Origin of the sequence: Halioglobus maricola, from assembly GCF_009388985.1 — a bacterium.
GTDB classification, from domain to species: Bacteria; Pseudomonadota; Gammaproteobacteria; order Pseudomonadales; family Halieaceae; genus Halioglobus; species Halioglobus maricola.
On record NZ_CP036422.1, the window covers coordinates 2,936,917 to 2,958,167 of the forward strand.

Here is a 21,251-nt window from a genome sequence, read left to right on the forward strand (position 1 = left end):
CATCCGCCTGCTAGTTCTCTGTCTTGATCAGGAATCGGGCCAGCGCCGGCAACAGCCAGAGTGCACCCACCATATTCCAAATAAACATGAAGGTGAGCAACATACCCATGTCTGCCTGAAACTTGATCGGGGAAAAGATCCACGTGGCCACCCCGACTGCCAGCATCGCGCCCGTCAGTGCTACCGCCGCGCCTGTGCTGCGCAAGGTGTGGTAATAGGCTTCCTCGATGCCCTCCCCCCGGCGCAGGTAGTGGGACAGCTTGCTGTAGATATAAATGCCGTAGTCCACTCCGACACCGACGCCGAGTGCGATAACTGGCAACGTCGCGACTTTTACACCAATACCCAGGTGTGCCATCAGTGCCTCACAGAGAAACGACGTCAAAGCCAGCGGCACAACGATGCACACCACTGCTCGCCAGGAAGCAAAACTGATGAACACCAGGGCGCAGACAGCCGTGTATATGAGCAGCATCATGCGGTTCCGGGCGCGAGCGATTTCCTGATTGGTGGCCGCTTCAATGCCTGCATTGCCCGCGGCCAGAGCAAACGAAATTCCGTCCTGGCGATTCTCCGCGATGAACGATTCGGCGGCATCCACGACGGCCTGCAAGGTCTCGGCCTTGTGGTCATCCAGAAAAAGTGCGACAGGTAAAAGGCTGCAACGGGTATTCATCAGCACTGCTGGCATGCTGTTAAAGGTCGTCCCGAGAAGACGCTGGTTGCGCGAGACCGTTGCCCACTTGAGGCTGCCCTCGTTGTAGCCCGAAGCCACCAGCTTGGATATCTTTACGGCGGACATGGAAGAGTTGACGCCGGGTACGTTTTCCATGTGCCAGGTAAAACGATCGACCATGTCGACATTGGCATAATCGGCACAGCGCTGCTCCTCGGTCTCAGCCATTATCACCATGACATCAGAACTCGTGGCATAGTTTTCCGTGATGAACTTGTTATCCAAGTTGTACCGCGAATCCGGGTGAAGCTCCGGCGCTCCGGGGTCGAGGTCACCGATCTGGAGGTTCTGTCCGCCGTAAATACCCACCGCGAAACCCAGCGTAGCGACCACGATCGACAGTGTGGCAACGCGCGCGCTTGCGAGACTGGCAAGCCTGCGCGCAACACCTCGTCGATTAGGGTCCGCCAGCTTTTCCTCAAGATTGTCTACCGCACGCTTACCGGTACCAAAGTAGGAAATGAGAATGGGCAACAAAAACAGATTCGTCAGGATGATCACCGCTACACCCACACTGGCAGCGATACCAAGATCCTTGATCACTTCGATGGGGATAAGCACCATCGTTGTAAAACCCACCGCGTCAGAAATCAGGGCAATCAGTGCAGGTACGTAAAGTACGCGAAAGGCTCCCCTCGCGGCATCGAAGTGGTTTTTGCCCGCAGCTGCCTCGACCATGATCGCGTTCATCATCTGAACGCCGTGACTCACACCTATGGCAAACACCAGAAAAGGAATCAATATGGAGTAGGCGTTGAGGCCGTAGCCAAGAGTCGTCAGCAATCCCAGCTGCCAGATCACTGCTACCACGGCACACAAAAGTACCGTTGCGGTGCCACGTACGCTGCGCGTATACCAATACAAAAGCAGAGCAGTAATAACCAGAGCGATCGCCGCGAACATGAAGATGGAGACAATGCCATCGAGCAAGTCACCCACCATTTTCGCAAACCCAATGATGTAGACACGTACCTGAGGCTCGCTCCCGGGAGTTCCTTGCTGATACTTCTCGCGAATATCCTTCTCCAGGCGTTGCGAAAGATCCCAGTAATTCAGTGGCTGACCAGAGGCGGGGTCGATATCTATCAACGGGGCCTGCACGATGCTCGACTGAAAATCATCCGAAACCAATCGGCCGACCTCACCAGAGCGCAACACATTCTGACGCAGCCTGCCCATCGCTTCGCTAGACCCGTCATAGCGGGCATCGATAACCTTGTCACCCTCAAAACCTTGCTCAGTCACTTCAATCCAGCGGACGTTCGGCGTCCACAGGGAGCGCATTCGGTTGCGATCGACCCCAGGCAGGTAGAAAACTTCATCGTTGATCTGTTGCAGTATGTCCAGATACTCGGCGTCGAAGATGTCGCCCCGAGTATGCTCGACCGCCACCTGAATGGTGGTGCCCGCAGCGCCAAGGTCACCCCGGTGCTTCATAAACGACTTGATAAAGGGGTGCTCCATCGGAATCATTTTTTCGAAGCTGGCGTCGGGGCGCAAATTGAAAGTCTGGTAGGCGAAGAACACCGTGCCAAGCGCAAACAGCACCAACCATAGCGGGCGATAAGAGAAAACCAGGCGCTCCAAAATGGGTTCGCCTTCGCCGAACTGGTAGGTGTGCAGATGCGGCCGCTGTTCACTCATTCAACTGGCCCTCATTGCGATATTTCACCCCGCCCTGTCCAGCCAGTATTAACCTGTCTCCGACGAGCAGCGCTGCACCCAGTGGGAGGCGATCTTCAATCTGGTAAAATTCAAAACTATCGCCGCCGTTGACGCTCATTAAAACGGAGCCTGCACCTCCGACAACGACGACGGTGTCATCGCTTGCGGTGCCACCCGAGAGGGTTAAATCTGTGCCGCCTTCGGGTTGTCGCCAGCTATCCCCAAAATCATCAGAGAAATAGAGATTGCCCCGCAGGCCATAAACCAGAAGACGTTCGAGTTTCGCAAGCCATAGCGCGCCAAACCAACTGCCCTGATAGAACCCTTCCAGACGGACGAAACTACGGCCACCATCGAGGGAGCGATAAAGAAGACCGCCCTCCCCAGCAATAAATACTCGCCCTTGCGAATCACCCACGACGGCGTTCAGATGAAACTCTTCCGGGTTATCGACCCGTTCGGGCACGTGCTCCCAACGCTGCCCTCCATCAACAGTCACCAACAAACTGCCAAAGGCACCTACGGCAAAACCGTGTTCAGCATCGCGAAACCATACGTCCATTAGCGGCGACGTAAATACGTGTTCCTGGAGGGCCAGTTCGGCATCCTCAAGATCCAGCAACGCATCCTCCAGCGCCAGTTGGAGATCCTGCATCTGCTCTCGCGCAGCTGCTGGCCCTGCTTTTGCAAGGGCGGCCTCAATGCGGCCGACCTCGCGATGCGCTCGCTCTCTGGCCTCAAGATTCAATTGCTGCTGAGCTGCCAACCCATCGCGCTGGACGCGCCAGCTGGCCCCGCCATCGTCAGTCAGCAATACCAGGCCGTCATGGCCTACCGCCCAACCACGCGATTCATCAACAAAAAAAAGTGCCGTCAACATCTGCCGGGTGGGCACGCCCGCCTGGGTCCACGTAGCACCGCGATCATCGGAAAATAGAACATGCCCGCGCTCGCCGGCAACAACCACGCGATCACCAGCATGTGCCAGATCCAGCAGTAGCGAGTGCTGCGCCAGCGGCATTATGGGTGCATTCTCTGCGGCACTAATCGCCCCAGAGTACACTCCGGCGAGAGAGAGGAATGCCAACAATACGCAGCTTGTGATCGATTTCGTAGCCAAGATTCACTGTTTTTATTGAGTTCTAGTGATCGCTATTTGACCAGACGCGCACAATCCCACCATGACCGGGATCAATAATGCCCACGAAGTTGACCCTTGCGCCCAATGCAGAATTGAGTGGTTCGACGTATCATCCCCCCAATAACAACGACCCCGGGAGTTGGCTATGCCCTTATCTCATCCCTCCATGTTCGCCCTGACACTGCTCGCCTCTTTAATTGCGAGTAGCCCACTCAATGCTTTCGATCGCACCGAGGAGCGCGAGCCCTGCCAGGACTTCAGCGAAACCCGCAGGCCCATGTTCGGCGACCTACACGTGCACACCAGTTACTCCTTTGACAGCTACGTCTCCAGCCAGCGCAACGACCCGTCCGCGGCCTACCGCTACGCAAAGGGTGAGGCCATTACCCTGTCAGATGCCGATGGCCAACAAACCCTGCGAGCCCAGATCGAGCGACCACTGGATTTCACTGCAGTCACTGATCACGCCGAATTCCTTGGCCCTATCAACCTGTGTTCGCAGGACTCGTCCAAACTCGCATACTGGTTCCCCGCTTGCATCATGGGTCGCAGCGACTGGTACATAGTGCAGCTGCTGGCAGCCGACTACTGGGCCAAGATAGGCGTGGTCGACGACAGCAGTGAAAAAGCCGAGTCCTTCGTCTGCTCTCTGGGGGATTGCGACGCAGCCCACAAAGAGGCGTGGCAAGGAATCCAGGACGCAGCGGAGGAGCACTACGACCGCAGCGCCGAGTGCAGCTTCACCACGTTTGTCGGTTACGAGTACACCGATGCGCCTAATTACTCCAACCTCCATCGCAATGTGATCTATCGCACTGATCAGGTGACCGACACAGCTATCTCCACCTATGACACCGGTTCGCGCAACGTCCCTGACCTCTGGCGCCGTCTGCGAGCGGAGTGCATCGAAGGCAAGGAAGGTTGCGATGTGCTCGCCATACCGCACAATTCCAACCTCAGCCGAGGGCTGATGTTCCCGGACCCGCAATCCGAGGAGGAGGCGCAGGAGCGCTTGTTCTTCGAGCCTCTGGTTGAACTGGTACAGCACAAGGCCGCCAGTGAATGTCGCTACGATAGACTGGCGGGCCGCGGGCTGGACACCGAGGACGAACTCTGTGACTTCGAACAGGTGGAAGCCGACAATCTGGCAATGCTGGGCACACTGTTCGGTGAAGTACAAACCGACGAGGCCGACCCAGTACCCCTGGACGAGTTCGGCCGCCGCAACATGATGCGCAATGTTCTCAAGGATGGCCTCGCTCTCGAACGGCAGACCGGCACCAATCCGTTCAAGCCAGGCTTTATCGGCAGCACCGACACCCACAGCGCATCACCGGGTGGCGCTGAGGAGTTCAACTACAAAGGCCATCTGGGACGCCGGGACGCAGGCTATCGCAACGTACAGGATCACTTCTTTGACAACCCGGGCGGCCTTGCCGTGGTCTGGGCAGAAGAAAATTCGCGCGACGCCATATTCGAAGGTATGCGCCGCCGTGAGGCTTATGCCACTAGCGGCACCCGCCCGGTGGTGCGCTTTTTCGCCGGCAGTGATTACCCCGATGACATTTGCGGTGACCCAAAGATGCTGGAGCAAGCCTATGCCGGCGGTGTGCCCATGGGTGGCGAGCTCGCAGCGCCCGCAACATCACCCGCATTCCTTGTCAGCGCAGCGAAGGACCCAGGTACAGCGGCAAACCCCGGGCTGGATTTACAGCGCATCCAGATCATAAAGGGCTGGCTTGACGACGAGGGGGTCACTCACGAAGAAGTATTCGACGTGGCGGGCAGCCCCACTAACAACGCTGGTGTAAATCCACAAACCTGCGCCCCTACTGGCAGCGGCCACAAAAACCTGTGTACCGTCTGGCGCGATCCCGCGTACAATGCGAAGGAGTCCGCGTTTTACTATGTCAGGGTGCTGGAAAACCCCTCTTGCCGCTGGAGCACGCTGCAATGCCAGGCACAAGGCGTAAACCCATTCGCTGAAAACTGCAGCGAGCAAGCCGCTATCCAGACCGAGAAATTGCAGGATGAGGGCGCGATCGGCGATGTATTCGGCCGCTGTTGCCTGAACCCTGAGGAAGAGCCTTTTTACTCCCCCACCCTGCAGGAACGCGCGTGGACCTCGCCAATATGGATCAATCCGAATGAGGAGTAATTTTGGCCAAGAAGCCTGTCACCGAGCGCCGCTTTCGCGGCGTCCGCATACCTACCGCGTCACATCCAGCGATTCGCAGAGTTAAACGCCAGGGAATCGAGCCTTCGATTCATGGCAACAAACTGTGGAAGTCCAGCTGCCTGCTGATCGACTATATGAAGAAACACCCTCCAGAGCACGCCGGCCGGGTTCTCGATGTTGGCTGCGGCTGGGGCGTATCCGGTATCTGGTGCGCCCAAAACTTTAATTCCAGGGTCACTTCGATGGACGCAGATCCGGACGTTTTCCCTTTCCTGCAGGCCACCGCGGATGTCAACGGGGTGGAGACCGAACACCTGGTGTCACGTTTCGAAAAACTCGGTACCAAGCAACTCGAGCAATACGACATGCTGATCGCGGCAGATATCTGCTTCTGGGATGAGTTGGTAAAACCCGTTACGAATATGGTCAACCGCGCGGTGAAAGCGGGTGTGAAGCATATTCTTATCGCCGATCCCGAGCGCTCGCCGTTTTTTGAGGTCGCCGAAAAATGTGCCGACAAACACTGCGCAGAAGTATTTGAGTGGAGTACCCGCGGCTCGATCGAAGCCAGCGGTGCGATCATGGTGATAGAAAACGCCTGACACCAGAGGTCGCGGCATCAGGGCAGAATCTGGTAATTCCGCTCGATGCCGCTACTGGCAACGGGCCGCCCACCTTCCCACCGCGGGCGGAATAAAGTAGCGGCAAGGCGGCGGCGAAAAAGAGATGTATCCACTTCCATGCCCTCCACAGCTGTTGCCTGAATATCTCTTACGTCGCCCTGGCTGGAGACATCAAACCTCGCCCTCACATTGCCGGTCTGGTCCGATGATGGCGGGCGCACAAACGCGCCATTAGCTGGCAACTCAACAGGCTGCCCCAGCCACTGCGCCAATACTTCTTCCTCTCCGGCAGCGCGCAGCTGCTCTTCAACGCTGGTATACGCCTGTGCGGCCCGGTACCGGTTGCCATTCCAGTGATACCAATCGCCAAGGTGTAAATCGATACGTGCGGATTCAAGGACATCGTCGCCCGCAAGGAGCCTCAAGTCCTGCAGCACCTGCCGCCCTTTTGCCGGCGCCGAGCGCAACATCATACTCATACGCTGTTGCTCGATATCCAGCGCGAGCGGTTTGGCACCAAAAATGTCCTTGGAGTTGCTGAATTCAGCTTGCTGGATATACGGCTGGAGAACGTCCCGGATCAGGTAGAAATTTTCCATCTGACTCGTAACGAATTCACGTTTCCAGAGATCAGGAGCCGCCGGGTCACTCATCAGCTCGCGGACAAGGCGTTCATTCAGTGCGATCAGATCCAGCAAACGACGCGACTTTTCACCCAGCTTTAGATGCAGCGCCTCGCGCTGCCAGCGCAGGTACTCCAAGGCTGCGCGCATACGCACTTCCGTATAGGGTGCCTGCCCCTGACCATAGACACGGAAAAAGTATTCGTAACGCTCGTCGAGAGTTTCCCAGTCGCGTGTTTCTCGAAACGCCAGGATCAACTGCCGCAACACGGGAAGTTGGCGCTCGCTGTAAAGGCCGTCATTCACCCGCAGTATATGCAGGGCGCGGCGGTAGGTGGCGACCGCCGCTGGATAGTTGCCAACTGCGAACAACTGGTTGCCCATCTGCGCCAGGGGTTCCGCCAAACCGTCCGCGTAGGGCCCACCCAGGAGTTCAGCTTGTTGCAGCTGCAATGCGTATTGGTCCACGTCCGAAGCGGGAGCGCGAGCCACTGAAACGGTGCTGTACTCTGCTACATCGTCAGCGCGTAGAAAGTATTCGCCGTAGCCGACTGGCGCTGCGACGGCAGGCAAAGAGGCCAACAACGCAGCCACCAACGCCGCCACCAACACAGTGCAGACCGGGGGCGTTACAGACCAACTATTCGGAACTATGGACAATTTTTGTACAACCGTTCTGGCGACTATTCGCATTCAATGATATAACGGCGCCTCACTCGGAACACAGCAAAAAAACCGCCGATATCTGGATCGCCAGACACTGGCAGGGCACTGAAATTATGAAGCAGCTTGGCATACTCGACTCCGCATTCATCAACCTGGAGCAAACCAATACCCCACAGCACGTTGGCGGACTGGGCATATACGACCCCTCCACCGCACCCGGCGGCTTCGTTCGTTTTAAAGACGTGATATCCAGCTTCCAACGGCGGTTGAACAAACAGCCGATGTTCCGCACCCGGCTGATTGAAGTCCCCGGCGGCCTCGATCGCCCGTACTGGGTCAAAGACGCCAACTTCGATGTGGAATTTCACCTCCGCCACATCGCCCTGCCCGAGCCAGGCGATTGGCGCCAGCTGTGTATTCAAGTTGCCCGCCTGCACGCCCGACCGCTCGATATGGGCCGCCCACTCTGGGAGGCCTATATTATCGAGGGCCTGGACAACATTCCCGGATTGCCCAGCGGCTGCTTCGCGATCTACACCAAGATGCATCACTCGCTGGTAGACGGCGCCGGTGGTTCATCCTTTATGGCACTGATCCACGATCTTGTCGCCAACCCTGGCCCCGAGGCGGAAGACGACGAAGAGCCCATGCTGGTAGACGTAGAACCCAGCATGTCAGAGCTGCTATCCAAAGCCAGCTTTAATAGCGTGAAGAACACCTTCCAGGTCATGCGCGGCACGGTGAAAACGGCAGTGGATCTCGGCCGCTATGCACTAGATGTCGCCCGCAATGAAATTCCTGCACCAGACCTCTCAGCGCCGAAGACCGTGCTCAACCAGCCCGTAGGACCGCACCGGGTCTTTGACGCCGCGGAGTTTCCGCTGGAAGGTTTCAAAGCAATCAAGAATGCCGCCGGCGTTACCGTCAACGATGTGGCTCTCACCGTCATCGGCGGCGCCATGAGGAAATACCTGGAAGCCCGCGGCGAGCTACCTGCAGAAGGGTCACTTGCGGCAGCGATTCCACTGAACATGCGCACCCGTCGTGGCATTACCGACGACAATAACCAGGTGGGTTCCGTGTTCTGCTCGCTGAACACCGATATCGCCGACCCGATGGAACGCCTCCTCGCGGTGAACCAGTCCTCCAAGGATGCCAAAACCAGCGGCGAAGCCAGCCCCTTGGTTGACGCACTGAAGATCGCTGGAGCAGTGTCGCCAGTGGTCGCCAAGACTGCCGCCGGCATCTGGGCCCGCAATGAATTATCGAGCTACATACCAGCCAACACCTCCACGGTGGTATCGAATGTCGCCGGCCCGGACTTCCCGCTCTACTGTGCCGGTGCACGAATGGTCGATTACTTCGGTCTCGGCCTGCTGACACCCGGGATGGGCTTGTTCCACCTGGTATTCAGCTATTCCGGCAAGATCACCCTATCGGTGCTCGCCGACCGCAATATCCTGCCCGACCCGGAGATGTACCACCAATATCTGGTCGACGCCTACGAGTCGCTGTTTGAGGCGGCAACCGCTGGCAAAAGCAAGGATGGAAAGGCTGAGGACAGCAAGCGCAAGCGCTCTGCAACCAAGCCCCCCGCCAAAAAGAAAGCAGCCGCGAGGAAGAAGGCTCCAGCGAAAGAGAAAGCGCCGGTGAACAAGAAAGCACCTGTGAAGAAGAAGGCTCCGGCCAAGAAGAAAGCGCCTGCGAAGAAGAAGGCGCCCGCCGTGAAAAAAGCGCCGGCCAAAAAGAAGGCCGCTAGCAGCAAGGCCCCCGCGAAGAAGAAGGCAGCCGCTAAAAAAGCGCCGGCCAAAAAGGCCACTGCTCGCAAGAAGTCACCTGCCAAGGCCCGCCCCAAGGCTAGACCGAAACTGGCCAGCTAGATAGCGCTTCTTCATCACCCACAAAAAAGCCCGGCAGTTACGCCGGGCTTTTTACAGAAGAGAAAAACTTACAAGGGCGTGTAAGTGAACTTCTGGCCACCCAATGCCGCTTCATACATCAGGCCACCCTTGGCGATCGTAAAGATCGCCATGCCCTTGCGGTATCCGGCATGGTAAGTCGACGCATCGTTCTGGCCACCGGAAGCGCCCGCTGCCAAACCACCGCCAGTACTCGCTTCGGCCGAGACACCGGCGGTCAACGCTACCGCAGTCGCCTGAGCGCTGAATTCGAAATTACCGGTGGTGAACTCACGGAACGCGCGCTGGTCTTCAAAGAAGATCACCTGGCTGAACGCCTGGCCACCCAACTGGAAACCCATAGTCAACTGAGTCATGGTCGTGTTGCCGACATGACGACCGCCGACATAAACCTGGCCGCCGCCATGGGCGCCACCGATCCCGATACCGCCCTTGCCAATAGTCGGGAACAGGGCATAGCCGTAAGCGCTGTTGAAATAGGGCGCGGTGCCATCAGCGCCTTGAAACGCCCCCAGTGTCTTGGCGTACTTGTCCTGTGCCCAGGCACCCTGCCCCGCTAACGCGAATACAATGAGCAGGGCAATGGAGCGGATAATGTGTGGCATGGATGTTTTCCTCGAGTGAATGCAATGCAGCAGCTATTTTCAGCAGCAGACGCGCTCGGGTCAAGGATATCAACCCGTATTGCGCATTCCCGCTGCGATACCTGCAATTGTGACCATAATTGCGCGCTCCAGTTCCGGACGAGTTTCCTCTCGATTGCGGCGCAATAGCTCCGCCTGCAGGAAATTCAGCGGATCGGTGTAGATATTGCGCAGCCGGAGGGACTCAGCTTCCCAGCTCTGGTCACTCATAGGCGCCTCTGCGCCGGTCAGTTCCAGGATTGTCTCGGTGTCGCTGGCCAGTTGGGCACGCAGCCCCTCACCAATCGACTTGAGCTCATCGGGCACCAGGCGCTCATCGTAGAAGGCGGAAAGCCCGGGCTCGCTCTTGGCAAACACCATCTCCAGCATGGACAGGCGGGCCGCAAAAAACGGCCAGTTGTCGGCCATCTCATGCAGGAGATCACTCTGGCCATCCTCGATTGCCATCGCCAGGGCCTTGCCTGCTCCCAGCCATGCCGGCAACATCAATCGATTCTGCGACCAGGCAAAAATCCAGGGAATAGCACGCAGGCTCTCGATTCCACCCCCACTCTTGCGCCGGGCGGGCCGGGATCCAAGCGGCAGCTTGGCCAGTTCCTGCTCAGGCGTCGCATGGCGGAAGTAAGGTACAAATTCCGGTTCCTCTCGGATCACGGCGCGATAGGCATCGCAGGAGTGCATGGAGAGCGTATCCATCATCTCGCGCCAACGGTCGTTCGGCGCCGGAGGGTTCTTCAAATTAGCCCGGCAGATGGCCACTGTGTAGAGTGCCAAGGTCTTTACTGCCAGCGATGTCCAGCCGAGTTTGGTACGAATCATCTCGCCCTGTTCGGTGACGCGCAGACCGTTGCGCAATGAGCCTGGGGGTTGGGACAACAAAGCCTGGCGCGCCGGAGCACCACCGCGACCGATAGTACCACCTCGGCCGTGGAACAGGGTCAGGCTGACAGCGTTGGAATTGCAGACCTCAAGCAGCTCTTCCTGGGCGCGATACTGAGCCCAGGAAGCCGCCAGTACACCGGCATCCTTGGCCGAGTCCGAGTAGCCAATCATGACCATCATCTGGCCGCCGATATGGCCGCGATACCAGCTCTGCTCCAGCAATGTCGTCACCACCTGACGAGCCCGCGAGAGATCGTCCAGGGTCTCAAACAGAGGTGCGACAGGTAGCGGATAGGCTACCCCTGCGTCCTGTAGAAGGAGATGCACGGCGAGAATATCGGAGGCCTGGCGAGCCATAGAAATTACATAGGCACCGAGCGCCTGCTGCGGCTGTTCAGCCACGACCGCACAGGTATCCAGCACTTCCTGGGCATCAGCGCTGGGCTGCCAATTGCGCGGAATCAGGGGCCGACGGCTACTGAGCTCACGCAATAGAAAGGCCTGACGTGCCTCCTCGTCCCAGTCGGCGTAATCGCCCAGCCCGAGGTAGGTTGTGAGCTCCGAAAGCACTTCAGTGTGACGAGCGCTGTCCTGTCGCACATCGTGACGGACAAGATGCACACCGAAACAACGCACTCGACGCATGACATCCAACAGGGTTCCACGCGCGATAATATCCATGTCGCAATCCAGCAGCGACTGGTAACAGGCGTTGAGCGGATTCCACAATTGGTCGACATCGGTAAGAATTTCGCCTTCCGGCGGTAGCTCGCCTTGCAACTGTGCTTCGATATGATCCCGGGTCCTGCGCAGCAATGTGCGCAACAAACGTACCACTTCCCGGTAGGGTTCATGGGCGCCATTGGCCAGTTCTCGCAGAGCATCATTACAGCGGGTCATCGAGAGCTCTTCGATCAGGCGGGTCAGATCACCAAGGTACAGCTCAGTTGCCTGCCAGCGGCTGAGCAGCAGCACCTCGCGAGTAACCGTCGCTGTAACATTCGGGTTGCCATCGCGGTCGCCGCCCATCCAGGAGGTAAAGGTGACGGGCGCTGCATCCAACGGTAGCTCGCGGCCTCCGTGTTCCTGCAGCGCACTATCCAGTCGGCGCAGGAATTCAGGCACTGCCCACCACAGAGACTCCTCAACAACAGCGAAGCCCCACTTGGCCTCATCGACCGGGCTGGGGCGCTCGGTGCGAAAATCATCGCCGTACCAGATCTGCGCTATCAGTTCGCGCAGGCGAACTTCCAGTTGCTCCCGTTCTCGTTCGGCAAGGCCACCAAGCTCGAGCTGGCTGAGACAGCGACCAATTTCGCCGTGCTTGTGGATCAGGGTGCGACGGGTAATCTCGGTAGGATGCGCAGTGAGCACAAGATCGATTTTAAGATCGGCAATTGCAGCGGCGATCTCATCAGGCGATGCACCCTCCGCCGCAAGTTCACGCAGATTGCTGTCGAGATTGCGTGACGCCGACAGCATAGGATCCATGCCACGTGAAATCATATGCTGCTGGTCGGCAATATTCGCCAGGTTTAGAAACTGGGCGAACGTCCGTGCCACAGGCACCAGCTGCTCACTATCGAGGCTTCGCAGCTGCTCCAGCAACGCTTGCCGATCCCCCGCTTCTCCGTCTCGCGCACCGCGGGACAGTGTGCGAATGCGCTCGATCAGCGCGAGAAAATCATCGCCCTCTGCGTCTGCTACCGTATCACCAAGAATCCTGCCCAGCAGGCTGACATTGCCTCGCAGGCTCGCGTAATCTGCTTCCACTTTCTACCCCTGTTACCAGCTACCGATCCGTCCCAGCAGGTCACAGACCCGGGAGGAGTAGCCCCATTCGTTGTCATACCAGTTCAGAACCCGCACATAGCGATCAGCGGTCACACCACTGAAACCGGCATCGTAAATAGATGAGTGTGAATTGCCGATAATGTCAGAAGACACAATCGGTGTTTCGCTGTATTGCAGGATGCCCTTAAGGCGATCGGACTCCGAGGCTTCACGCACCGCTGCGTTAACATCATCAACCGTGACCGACTTACCCAGTTTCACGAACAGATCCACAACCGAACCGTCGGGAACGGGAACCCTGGCAGCTATGCCGTGCAGCTTGCCCTGCAGTTGCGGCAACACCTCGCCCACCGCTTTGGCAGCGCCGGTGGATGTTGGAATAATGTTCTCCGCGGCTGCCCGGCTGCGACGCCAATCAGAGTGGGGAACATCGGCCAGGCGCTGGTCATTGGTGTAGGCGTGAACGGTATTGATCACCCCCTCCTCAATACCGAACGCATCATCGAGTACCCGCGCCATAGGCGCCAGGCAATTGGTCGTGCAGCTGGCATTGGAGATGATACGGTGTTCTGGCTTAAGACCATCATCATTCACTCCGAGCACGACCGTATAATCAACCGGATCCTTGGCGGGCACAGTCAATACAACACGGCCCGCGCCGGCTGTCAGGTGCTGCTCAAGTTGCTCGCGCGCGCGGAACACACCGGTAGCTTCAACCACCGCATCGATGCCCAGCTCGGCCCAGGGCAGATTGGCCGGTGAACGTTCCTTCAGCAACTTTACCCGCCCCTTGTCGGTGACAAACTCATCGCCTTCAAGCGTCAAGTTTTTACCAAAAGGGCCCATGACTGTGTCGTAGCTGAGCAAATAGCGCAGCGCGTCGTTATCAAACAAGTCGTTGATAGCGACAACATCAACGCCTTCAACGTTTTCCAGAATGCGGAAAACCGAGCGACCAATACGGCCAAAACCGTTAATTGCAACTCTCATTACGCGGCCTCCTTCTGTGCATCCAATGACGAGTAGAGCCTGACCACGTCCAGCAGGCGGGCGGCGTGCCCCAGATTTTCATACCAGCTCAGCGTCTTGATCGTATTGTGACCGGCCTTGATTGTGCCCTTCGTGTCGTAAAGCAAGGACAGCGAACTGCCGATTACGTCAGAGGAAACAATGGGGTCCTCCACTGCTCCGATGATGCCGGGCTTGGCAGCCGCGGCCGCGCGCATGGCGTTATTGATCGCCTCGGCATCCACCGAATCGTCTTTCATCACCAGATTGACATCCAGCAGGCAACCTTCCTGAACCGGCACATTGAGCGCTGAGGTGAGAATCTTGCCTTCAAACTGGGGCAGTACCTTGCCCAGCCAAAGTGAAGCCTCGTGGCTATTGGGGATAATATTCTTGGCGGCGGAGCGGCTGCGACGGAAGTCTGATCCGGCGTAGTCCTGCAGCGCCTGATCCGAAGTGAAAGCGTGGACAGTTGTCATGCTGCCGCACTCAATTTCGAAGCTGCCTGAAAGGCTATCGAGCAAGAGGGCAAGTGCACTGGTCGTGGCACTGCCAGCTGAGATCATGCGATCCGAAACGCTCGCACTCGCCTCGTTGATACCGGAAATCACGATCCGATCGATATGATCGGTGGGCAAGGTGCGCAAAAGCACTCGAGGCGCGCCATTGCCCAGATGGTCTTCCATGTAGTTGCGGTTGCGGTACTTGCCGGTGGAATCAATAACGATATCAACGCCAAAAATATCCCAGGGCATTTCCGCCGGGCTATCAATTTCCATCAGGCGAGCGCGGAAGCGATCATTGGCCAGGAAATTCCCATCGAGGCGATGCTGTGCAGGATCGGAGCCTTCTGAGCACAACAGGTAGTGAAGAATTTCGGGCTTGCCGATATCCGCAATTGCCACCACTTCTACATCGTCACTGGCCGCTGCCAGTTGATAGATCTGGCGGCCCGTCTGGCCGAAGCCCATGATGCCCACACGAATGGGCTTGCGCTGTGTCATCGTATCTCTCCTGTTTCCAATTACTGTTCTGACATGGCCTCGCGGGCCAGTGTCTCAATTTCATCCCAGCGACCATTGTCGACCAGGCTGGAAGCCACCATCCATGACCCACCGCAACAAACCACGTTGGGGAGTGCGAGGAAGTCGCGAAAGTTGTCCGGGTTTAGCCCACCGGTGGGGCAGAATTTCACATCGGGGAAAGGGCCGCCCAGGGCCTTCAACATACCCTTGCCACCCAGGGTCACTGCGGGAAACAGCTTGAGCAGCTCAAAACCGTGAGCCTGAGCCTGCATGATGTCGGACGAACTGGCCACGCCGGGAACAAAATCCAGCGGCGCGTCGGCAGCAGCCTGCAATAGTGCGGGCGTCGCACCGGGACTCAGCGCGAGCTCAACGCCAGCGTCCACGACTCGCGCGACCTCCTCCGGCGTATTTACAGTGCCGGCCGCCACCAGAAGCCCGGGAAGCTCTTCCCGCACGGCTACGATGGCATCCAGCGCGGCAGGCGTGCGCAGAGTGATCTCAATGGCGGTCATACCACCCTTTTCAAGGGCTCTCGCCAACGCTACTGTGGAGTCCACATCGCGCGCGGTGACCACCGGGAGAACCCGGCTTGCAGCTAATTTTTGTTCCAGCATCGCTCTCTCTCGACTGTAATTTTATTACATTTGCGAAACTTTAGACGCAAAGTTGCGATTTAACAAGCTATAGTTGCCATCCTGATGTATTTTTATTACATTTTAGAGAAACAGAGAGGATTTCACATGACTTTACTGGCAGATCTTGCCGACCCCCGGGTAAAGCGCAGCAAATCCGCCCACAAACTCGCCGCCTGCGTCACCGCAGACCCTGAAGCGATCGTCTCAATGAGCACCGCCGCACTAGCCGGACTGGCCGATGTGAGTGAACCCACGGTCAATCGCTTTTGCACAGGGCTGGGCTACAAGGGCTTCCCGGATTTCAAGATTGCCCTGGCGGGCGAGCTGGCGCGCCGCCAGCCACGCATTACCCAGGACATCGACACCGACGACTCGGCAGGTCAGGTCGTCGCGAAAGTGTTCGAACACACCCTTGCCAGCCTCGCCAATGCCCAGCAACACCTCGATCTGGAATCCCTGCATCTAGCGGTAGATGCCCTCGCCAACGCCCGCTCGATCGCTCTGTGCGGCCTGGGGGCCTCCGCCTCGGTGGCACTGGATGCCCAACACAAGTGGCTGCGTTTTCCGGTACCTGTTTCAGCCCACACTGACATCATCAACCAGCGCATGCTGGCCACCGGCATGACCAGTGAGGACTGTCTTGTGTGCATCTCCTACACTGGCCGCACCACTGCCATGGTAGAGCTGGCCCAACTCGCTCGACTGAACGGCACCCGGGTGCTGGCGCTCACGGCGCCAAACTCGCCCCTCGCTGATGCGTGCGACCTTGTGCTCGGGGTTGCCAGCGGTGAAGACACCGACCTCTACACGCCCATGAGCTCGCGTATTGCCCAACTCGTGATCGTCGATGTGCTGGCGACCTGCCTCGCCCTGCGCCTTGGCGACGCATTCGGGGAACACCTGGCGGCGGTGAAAGACAATCTTCGCAGCACCCGCAATCCGGTGTAGGGCAAAACCAGCCTCGCAAGCAGGGCCGATGGGAGCTACTATCATGAATATGCTCCATCGCGAGGAAGAGATCTCTTGAAGAAAATTTTCGCTGGTCTGGCAACGCTTGTAGGGCTGCTGGCAATTGCCTTGGCAGGCCTGTTACTCAGTGGCAATATCAGTAGCTACAGTTTGCCGATGATTCTCAATGTTATGACCGGTCGCCCCGGTGCGAGCATTGACGCTGAATCCGCCCAACAACACTACCGCCTACCGCCTGGATTTTCGGTCCAGATTTTCGCTAACGATCTGCCCAAGGCACGCTTCATGCGTTTTACCCGAAGCGGGGACCTGCTAGTAAGCAGGCCACACGCAGGGGATATCATTCTGCTGCAGCGGGACAGTGACGGCGATGGTTACAGCGATGGCCGACGCACGATCATCAGTGAACTCGATCGGCCGCAGGGCATAGACTTCTCCGGCGACTGGCTCTACATCGCCGAGCGTGAGCAGGTTGGCAGAATTCGGTTTGACCACGCCGCCGGCATCACTCGCGATCACTACGAGCCCGTCATTACCGGCCTGACCGGGGACGGCAATCACTGGAGTAAAACACTGCGCTTCGGCCCGGACGATATGCTCTATCTGGCTCAGGGATCCACCTGCAATATCTGTGAAGAAAAAGACCCCCGACGAGCAACAATCATGCGCTTTGCCCCCGACGGCAGCGACGGAGAGATTTTTGCCACCGGCCTGCGCAACAGCGTCGGCTTCGACTGGTCGCCCTGGGACGACGAGCTCTACGCCACCGACAACGGGCGCGACATGCTCGGCGACGACTTTCCGCCCTGCGAGCTAAACAGAGTGGAGTACGGTAATTTCTATGGGTGGCCCTATTTCAATGGCGCGAATGTCCCCGACAACGATATGGGACCCGACCCGCTCGCGACCCAACGCGTTCCCATACCCCCTGCGCACGCATTTCGCGCCCACAACGCGCCACTGGGCATCAGCTTCGTCGACACAAGCAACTGGCCAGGCGACTTCGAGAAAGTGGCTCTGGTTGCGCTGCATGGCTCCTGGAACCGCAGCGAGCCCGACGGCTACGAGGTGGTCTCTCTTCACTTCACAGACAAGGGTATAGAAGAGCGTGTATTCCTCGGCGGGTTCAATCAGGATGGCAACATCCTGGGCCGACCTGTCGATGTTGCCCAGGGACCGGACGGGGCGATCTACATCTCAGATGACTTCGCCGGAGCGATCTATCGCGTCTCACACAGCGAAGCTGTTGACCAGTTGGCAATAGAACCCTCGCAGCAGCAAGCGCCTGCCGCAGACACTATTCCCGACTGGGTCGCGGCAGCTGATCTTGAGGCCATGTCCAGCCGCGGTGAGCAACTCTATCTCCAGCACGATTGCGCCAGCTGCCACGAGCAGGGCGAAAATCCGGTAACGCTCGAACAGTCGAGCTACGCCGCCATCGAGCGAGCCCTGCTCTCACCACAAGCACCCATGCCATTACTGCCACTGAGCGAGCAAGAGCGCCGGGAGCTCGCCGCCTATATTGCGAGCGAGCAATAAAGCACCAGCGCGCCGTATGTTGAGGTATCTTCCCAATGCCCTCACCACACTGCGCCTGCTGCTGGCACTGCCGCTGGGCGTGCTAATCCTGCGAGAGCAGTACAGCAGCGCAGTGGCAATGGGGCTGGCCGCGGGTTTAACCGATGCACTGGACGGGTTCGCCGCACGCAAATTACATGCGCAGTCACAGCTTGGCGCCATGCTGGACCCTATCGCCGACAAAACTCTCGTCACCGCAACCTTTCTCTGCCTGGCTCAGGTGGGAGTCATCCCCTGGCCTGTAGCGATGTGTATCGTGGGGCGCGACCTGGTCATCGTGGCAGGCGCGGCGTGTTACCGCCTGTTTGTCGGCCCGTTCAAATTTGGTGCACGGCCCTTGAGCAAGCTGAACATGGTCTTGCAGATCGGCTTTTGCGTACTGTTGCTCGCAGCCCAGATTACCCCTGTCATCAGCCCTGCCGTGCTCCTGGCCGGCACGTGGACCGTGATCGTCATCACCTTGGTCAGCGGCGTGGACTATATCCAGGCCTGGAGCCGCTCAGCGCTGCGAGAACTCGGGGCCAGACGTTGACATGGCAGCAGTCACGCTCAAGGCGCTCACTTACAACATCCACAAGGGCTATACCACCGGCAATCGAAAGTTCATGCTTGAGTCCATGCGCGAGCGTATTGCGGAGACCGAGTCAGACATCGTATTCCTGCAGGAAATTCATGGCACGGCGATCAAGAGTGAGGCCAAGAAGCGCAAATTCTCCTATCCTGAGCAACCCCACTTCGAATATCTGGCCGATCAGGCCTGGCCGCATTATGCCTACGGCCGCAACGCTATTTATCGCAAGGGAGATCACGGCAACGCAATCCTGAGCCGCTACCCGTTCGTCGCCTGGGAAAATATTGATGTCTCCATTTTCCCCCGCTCCAGCCGCAGCATTCTGCACGGCATTATTGAAGTGCCCGGCACCTCGCGGCCATTACACACCCTCTGCGTACATCTGGGCCTTCTGGAGCAGGAGCGCAAAGAGCAGTTGCAGACTCTCACCGACCGTATCGACCAGCATGTCCCCCGGGACGAACCGATGATCATCGCTGGTGATTTTAACGATTGGCGTCGGCGCGCCGAGAATCACCTTCACGACGATCTGGGCCTGCAGGAATTGTTTGTCAAACTACAGGGACGGCACGCGCGCACCTTTCCAGTGTGGGCCCCACTACTGCCGGTAGATCGCATGTACTTTCGCGGTTTGACACCATTGAGCTGTGATCGCTTATGTCGCGGACACTGGCGCGACCTGTCTGACCACGCCGCGCTGGCGGGGGTATTTGAACTGGATTGCTGAGCGAATGCTCGCTAAGGTTGGCACTGAACTTTCTCGCTGAATCAAAAAGATGCAAAACGCTGTAAACATCCTCAAAACGCTCCCCATGCTCGCCAAACTGCCAAAGTTGTTAAAACCCAGGCCAGATTCCACCAAAGGGTGCATCTCTCTGCACGTCCAGCTTCAGGCCGAGCGATTTCCGTACCACACCGCTATTAGCTTTGAGGGCGACGAACGCACTTGGGACGAATTCAACCGCGAGGCAAATCGCTTTGCGCGCGCGCTGCAGAACGCTGGCGTAGCCCGCGGAGACGCTGTCAGCGTATTGATGGAAAACCGCATCGAGTATCTCAGCTGCCTGATCGCCATCAACAAGCTGGGAGCCTGCGCCGCACTGATCAATACCAACCTGAGTGGCGGGTCACTAGCCCACTGTCTTACCGTGACCAATTCGACGCACTGCATCATCGGCGAAGAGCGCTGTTCCACAATCGCAGAATTGCTGGATGAAGACCTGCCGGCCCTGCGCAAACCGCTCTATGTCGCCGATAGCGGCGAACTCAGCTGCCCTGACTGGGCGAATGATCTGGGCGTCTCGGCAGCAGCACAGCAGGATCAAAACCTCGCGGAGACTGACGATGTCACTATCAGCGAGGACTGCCTGTATATTTTCACTTCAGGCACCACCGGCATGCCGAAAGCGAGTGTCATGTCGAACAAACGGCTGCTTGCCACGGCCTCGCTGTCAGCTATCGCAGGACTGCGCTGTGACGAGCACGATTGCATCTACCTTTGCCTGCCGTTGTATCACGGCACCGGCCTGTTCCTGGGCGTGGGCGCGGCGTTCACCACGGGTGCCAGCATCTACCTCCGTCGCAAATTCTCCGCCTCCGCATTCGTGCCGGAAGTGCGCGAGTCCGGTGCAACCTGCTTTATGTATATCGGCGAAATTTGCCGTTACCTTTTGGCCACACCGGAACACGTGGATGACCACGCCACGTCGCTGCGCACCATCATGGGCAATGGCCTGCGTCCGGATATCTGGCACGCATTCAAGGACCGCTTCGGTATTGACCTGGTCTCGGAATTCTACGGATCCAGCGAGGGCAATATTTCAGCCATCAACCTGTTCAACAAAGATTGCACCATCGGTACTATCGCCCTGCCCCACGCGCTGGTTCGTTACGATGTGGACAACGACGAAATAGTGCGCGACCAACAAGGCTACTGCATACGTGCAGAGAAGGGAGAGCCGGGGCTGGTACTCGGAGAGATCACCCCCAAAACCCAGTTCGAGGGCTACACCAACAAGGAAGCGACCGAGGCAAAAATCCTCCGGGATGTGTTCAAACCGGGTGACGCCTGGTTCAACACTGGCGACTTGCTGAAACAGATAGAGGTCGGTTTTGCCCTGGGTTTACCTCACTATCAGTTTGTCGACAGAGTCGGTGATACCTTCCGCTGGAAGGGGGAGAATGTTTCGACCAATGAAGTTGGCGAGATCATCAACACGCACGATCAGGTGCACTTCAGCAACATCTATGGCGTTGAGGTGCCTGGCACCGACGGCCGGGCAGGGATGGCCGCGCTCATTCTGGAAGAAGGCTGTGACGCCCTGGACGTGGAGAGTTTCTCGAAGCTGGTAACAGCACAACTGCCGGCCTATGCGCGACCGCTATTTTTGCGCGTCCTGCCACAGATGGACACGACGGGAACGTTCAAAATGCTCAAGGGTGATTTGCGCAAGGAAGGTTTTGACCCCGCGCTTGTGGACGGCCCCTTGTATGCACTGAAACCTGGATCCGCCCACTACGAACCGCTCGAGCAGGCGTTTTTCGCGGACATTCAGAGCGGCCGCAGCGGTTACTGAAACCGCGGGCCGGA

Annotated in this window: 16 protein-coding genes; 8 read left to right on the forward strand and 8 right to left on the reverse strand. The window is 58.0% G+C overall.

Annotation, left to right across the window (positions count from 1 at the left end; translation table 11 throughout):
• Positions 1-10: 10 nt before the first annotated feature.
• Together EY643_RS13415 and EY643_RS13420 are read right to left on the reverse strand one after the other, a co-directional pair.
• The gene (locus tag EY643_RS13415) at positions 11-2,380 is read right to left on the reverse strand and encodes an efflux RND transporter permease subunit (protein ID WP_153239714.1); all 2,370 of its coding nucleotides are present in this window, start codon (positions 2,378-2,380) and stop codon (positions 11-13) included.
• Entirely contained in the window at positions 2,373-3,521 is a 1,149-nt protein-coding gene (locus EY643_RS13420; protein ID WP_153239715.1) for a WD40/YVTN/BNR-like repeat-containing protein, read from the reverse strand. The genes EY643_RS13415 and EY643_RS13420 overlap by 8 nt, the downstream gene beginning before the upstream one ends.
• 166 nt (positions 3,522-3,687) lie before the next feature.
• Here EY643_RS13420 and EY643_RS13425 point away from each other — a divergent pair, with 166 nt between their 5' ends.
• Together EY643_RS13425 and EY643_RS13430 are read left to right on the forward strand one after the other, a co-directional pair.
• Positions 3,688-5,700 carry a DUF3604 domain-containing protein gene (locus EY643_RS13425; protein WP_240732705.1) on the forward strand — a complete coding sequence of 671 codons (2,013 nt, stop codon included), beginning with the start codon at positions 3,688-3,690 and terminating at the stop codon, positions 5,698-5,700.
• 2 nt (positions 5,701-5,702) lie between these two features.
• Entirely contained in the window at positions 5,703-6,323 is a 621-nt protein-coding gene (locus tag EY643_RS13430) for a class I SAM-dependent methyltransferase (RefSeq protein WP_240732706.1), read from the forward strand.
• A gap of 17 nt (positions 6,324-6,340) precedes the next feature.
• Here the strand turns inward: EY643_RS13430 and EY643_RS13435 are convergent, their stop codons facing one another.
• The gene (locus tag EY643_RS13435) at positions 6,341-7,627 is read right to left on the reverse strand and encodes a hypothetical protein (RefSeq protein WP_205743065.1); all 1,287 of its coding nucleotides are present in this window, start codon (positions 7,625-7,627) and stop codon (positions 6,341-6,343) included.
• A 119-nt stretch (positions 7,628-7,746) separates the two neighbouring features.
• Between EY643_RS13435 and EY643_RS13440 the strand changes: the two genes are divergently transcribed.
• On the forward strand, positions 7,747-9,513 hold the full coding sequence (locus EY643_RS13440; protein WP_153239717.1) for a WS/DGAT/MGAT family O-acyltransferase: 1,767 nt from the start codon (positions 7,747-7,749) through the stop codon (positions 9,511-9,513).
• Between the two features lie 68 nt (positions 9,514-9,581).
• Here EY643_RS13440 and EY643_RS13445 read toward each other — a convergent pair whose 3' ends face one another.
• The 5 genes from EY643_RS13445 to eda all read right to left on the reverse strand — a co-directional run bounded on the left by EY643_RS13445 (position 9,582) and on the right by eda (position 15,522).
• Positions 9,582-10,157 carry a lipid-binding SYLF domain-containing protein gene (locus EY643_RS13445; protein ID WP_153239718.1) on the reverse strand — a complete coding sequence of 192 codons (576 nt, stop codon included), beginning with the start codon at positions 10,155-10,157 and terminating at the stop codon, positions 9,582-9,584.
• Between the two features lie 69 nt (positions 10,158-10,226).
• The gene (gene ppc, locus EY643_RS13450; RefSeq protein WP_153239719.1) at positions 10,227-12,851 is read right to left on the reverse strand and encodes a phosphoenolpyruvate carboxylase; all 2,625 of its coding nucleotides are present in this window, start codon (positions 12,849-12,851) and stop codon (positions 10,227-10,229) included.
• Between the two features lie 12 nt (positions 12,852-12,863).
• Positions 12,864-13,862 (reverse strand): type I glyceraldehyde-3-phosphate dehydrogenase, encoded by a 999-nt coding sequence (gene gap, locus EY643_RS13455; protein ID WP_153239720.1) that lies wholly within the window; start codon positions 13,860-13,862, stop codon positions 12,864-12,866.
• The gene (locus EY643_RS13460; RefSeq protein WP_153239721.1) at positions 13,862-14,884 is read right to left on the reverse strand and encodes a glyceraldehyde 3-phosphate dehydrogenase NAD-binding domain-containing protein; all 1,023 of its coding nucleotides are present in this window, start codon (positions 14,882-14,884) and stop codon (positions 13,862-13,864) included. The genes gap and EY643_RS13460 overlap by 1 nt, the downstream gene beginning before the upstream one ends.
• Positions 14,885-14,904: 20 nt before the next feature.
• Positions 14,905-15,522, reverse strand: a complete 618-nt coding sequence (gene eda / locus EY643_RS13465; protein ID WP_153239722.1) for a bifunctional 4-hydroxy-2-oxoglutarate aldolase/2-dehydro-3-deoxy-phosphogluconate aldolase — start codon at positions 15,520-15,522, stop codon at positions 14,905-14,907.
• Positions 15,523-15,648: 126 nt separating this feature from the next.
• Here eda and hexR point away from each other — a divergent pair, with 126 nt between their 5' ends.
• From hexR to EY643_RS13490, 5 genes are all read left to right on the forward strand, one after another.
• Positions 15,649-16,491, forward strand: coding sequence for a transcriptional regulator HexR (gene hexR, locus EY643_RS13470; protein ID WP_153239723.1), 843 nt, complete (start codon positions 15,649-15,651; stop codon positions 16,489-16,491).
• Between the two features lie 75 nt (positions 16,492-16,566).
• Positions 16,567-18,051: a PQQ-dependent sugar dehydrogenase gene (locus tag EY643_RS13475; RefSeq protein WP_205743066.1), complete on the forward strand. Its 1,485-nt coding sequence runs from the start codon at positions 16,567-16,569 to the stop codon at positions 18,049-18,051.
• 16 nt (positions 18,052-18,067) lie between these two features.
• Complete coding sequence (locus EY643_RS13480) at positions 18,068-18,622, forward strand: CDP-alcohol phosphatidyltransferase family protein (protein ID WP_153239724.1); 555 nt, start codon at positions 18,068-18,070, stop codon at positions 18,620-18,622.
• A 1-nt stretch (position 18,623) separates the two neighbouring features.
• Positions 18,624-19,388 (forward strand): endonuclease/exonuclease/phosphatase family protein, encoded by a 765-nt coding sequence (locus EY643_RS13485; RefSeq protein ID WP_153239725.1) that lies wholly within the window; start codon positions 18,624-18,626, stop codon positions 19,386-19,388.
• Positions 19,389-19,437: 49 nt separating this feature from the next.
• Positions 19,438-21,237 carry a long-chain-acyl-CoA synthetase gene (locus tag EY643_RS13490; protein WP_153239726.1) on the forward strand — a complete coding sequence of 600 codons (1,800 nt, stop codon included), beginning with the start codon at positions 19,438-19,440 and terminating at the stop codon, positions 21,235-21,237.
• Positions 21,238-21,251: the final 14 nt, after the last annotated feature.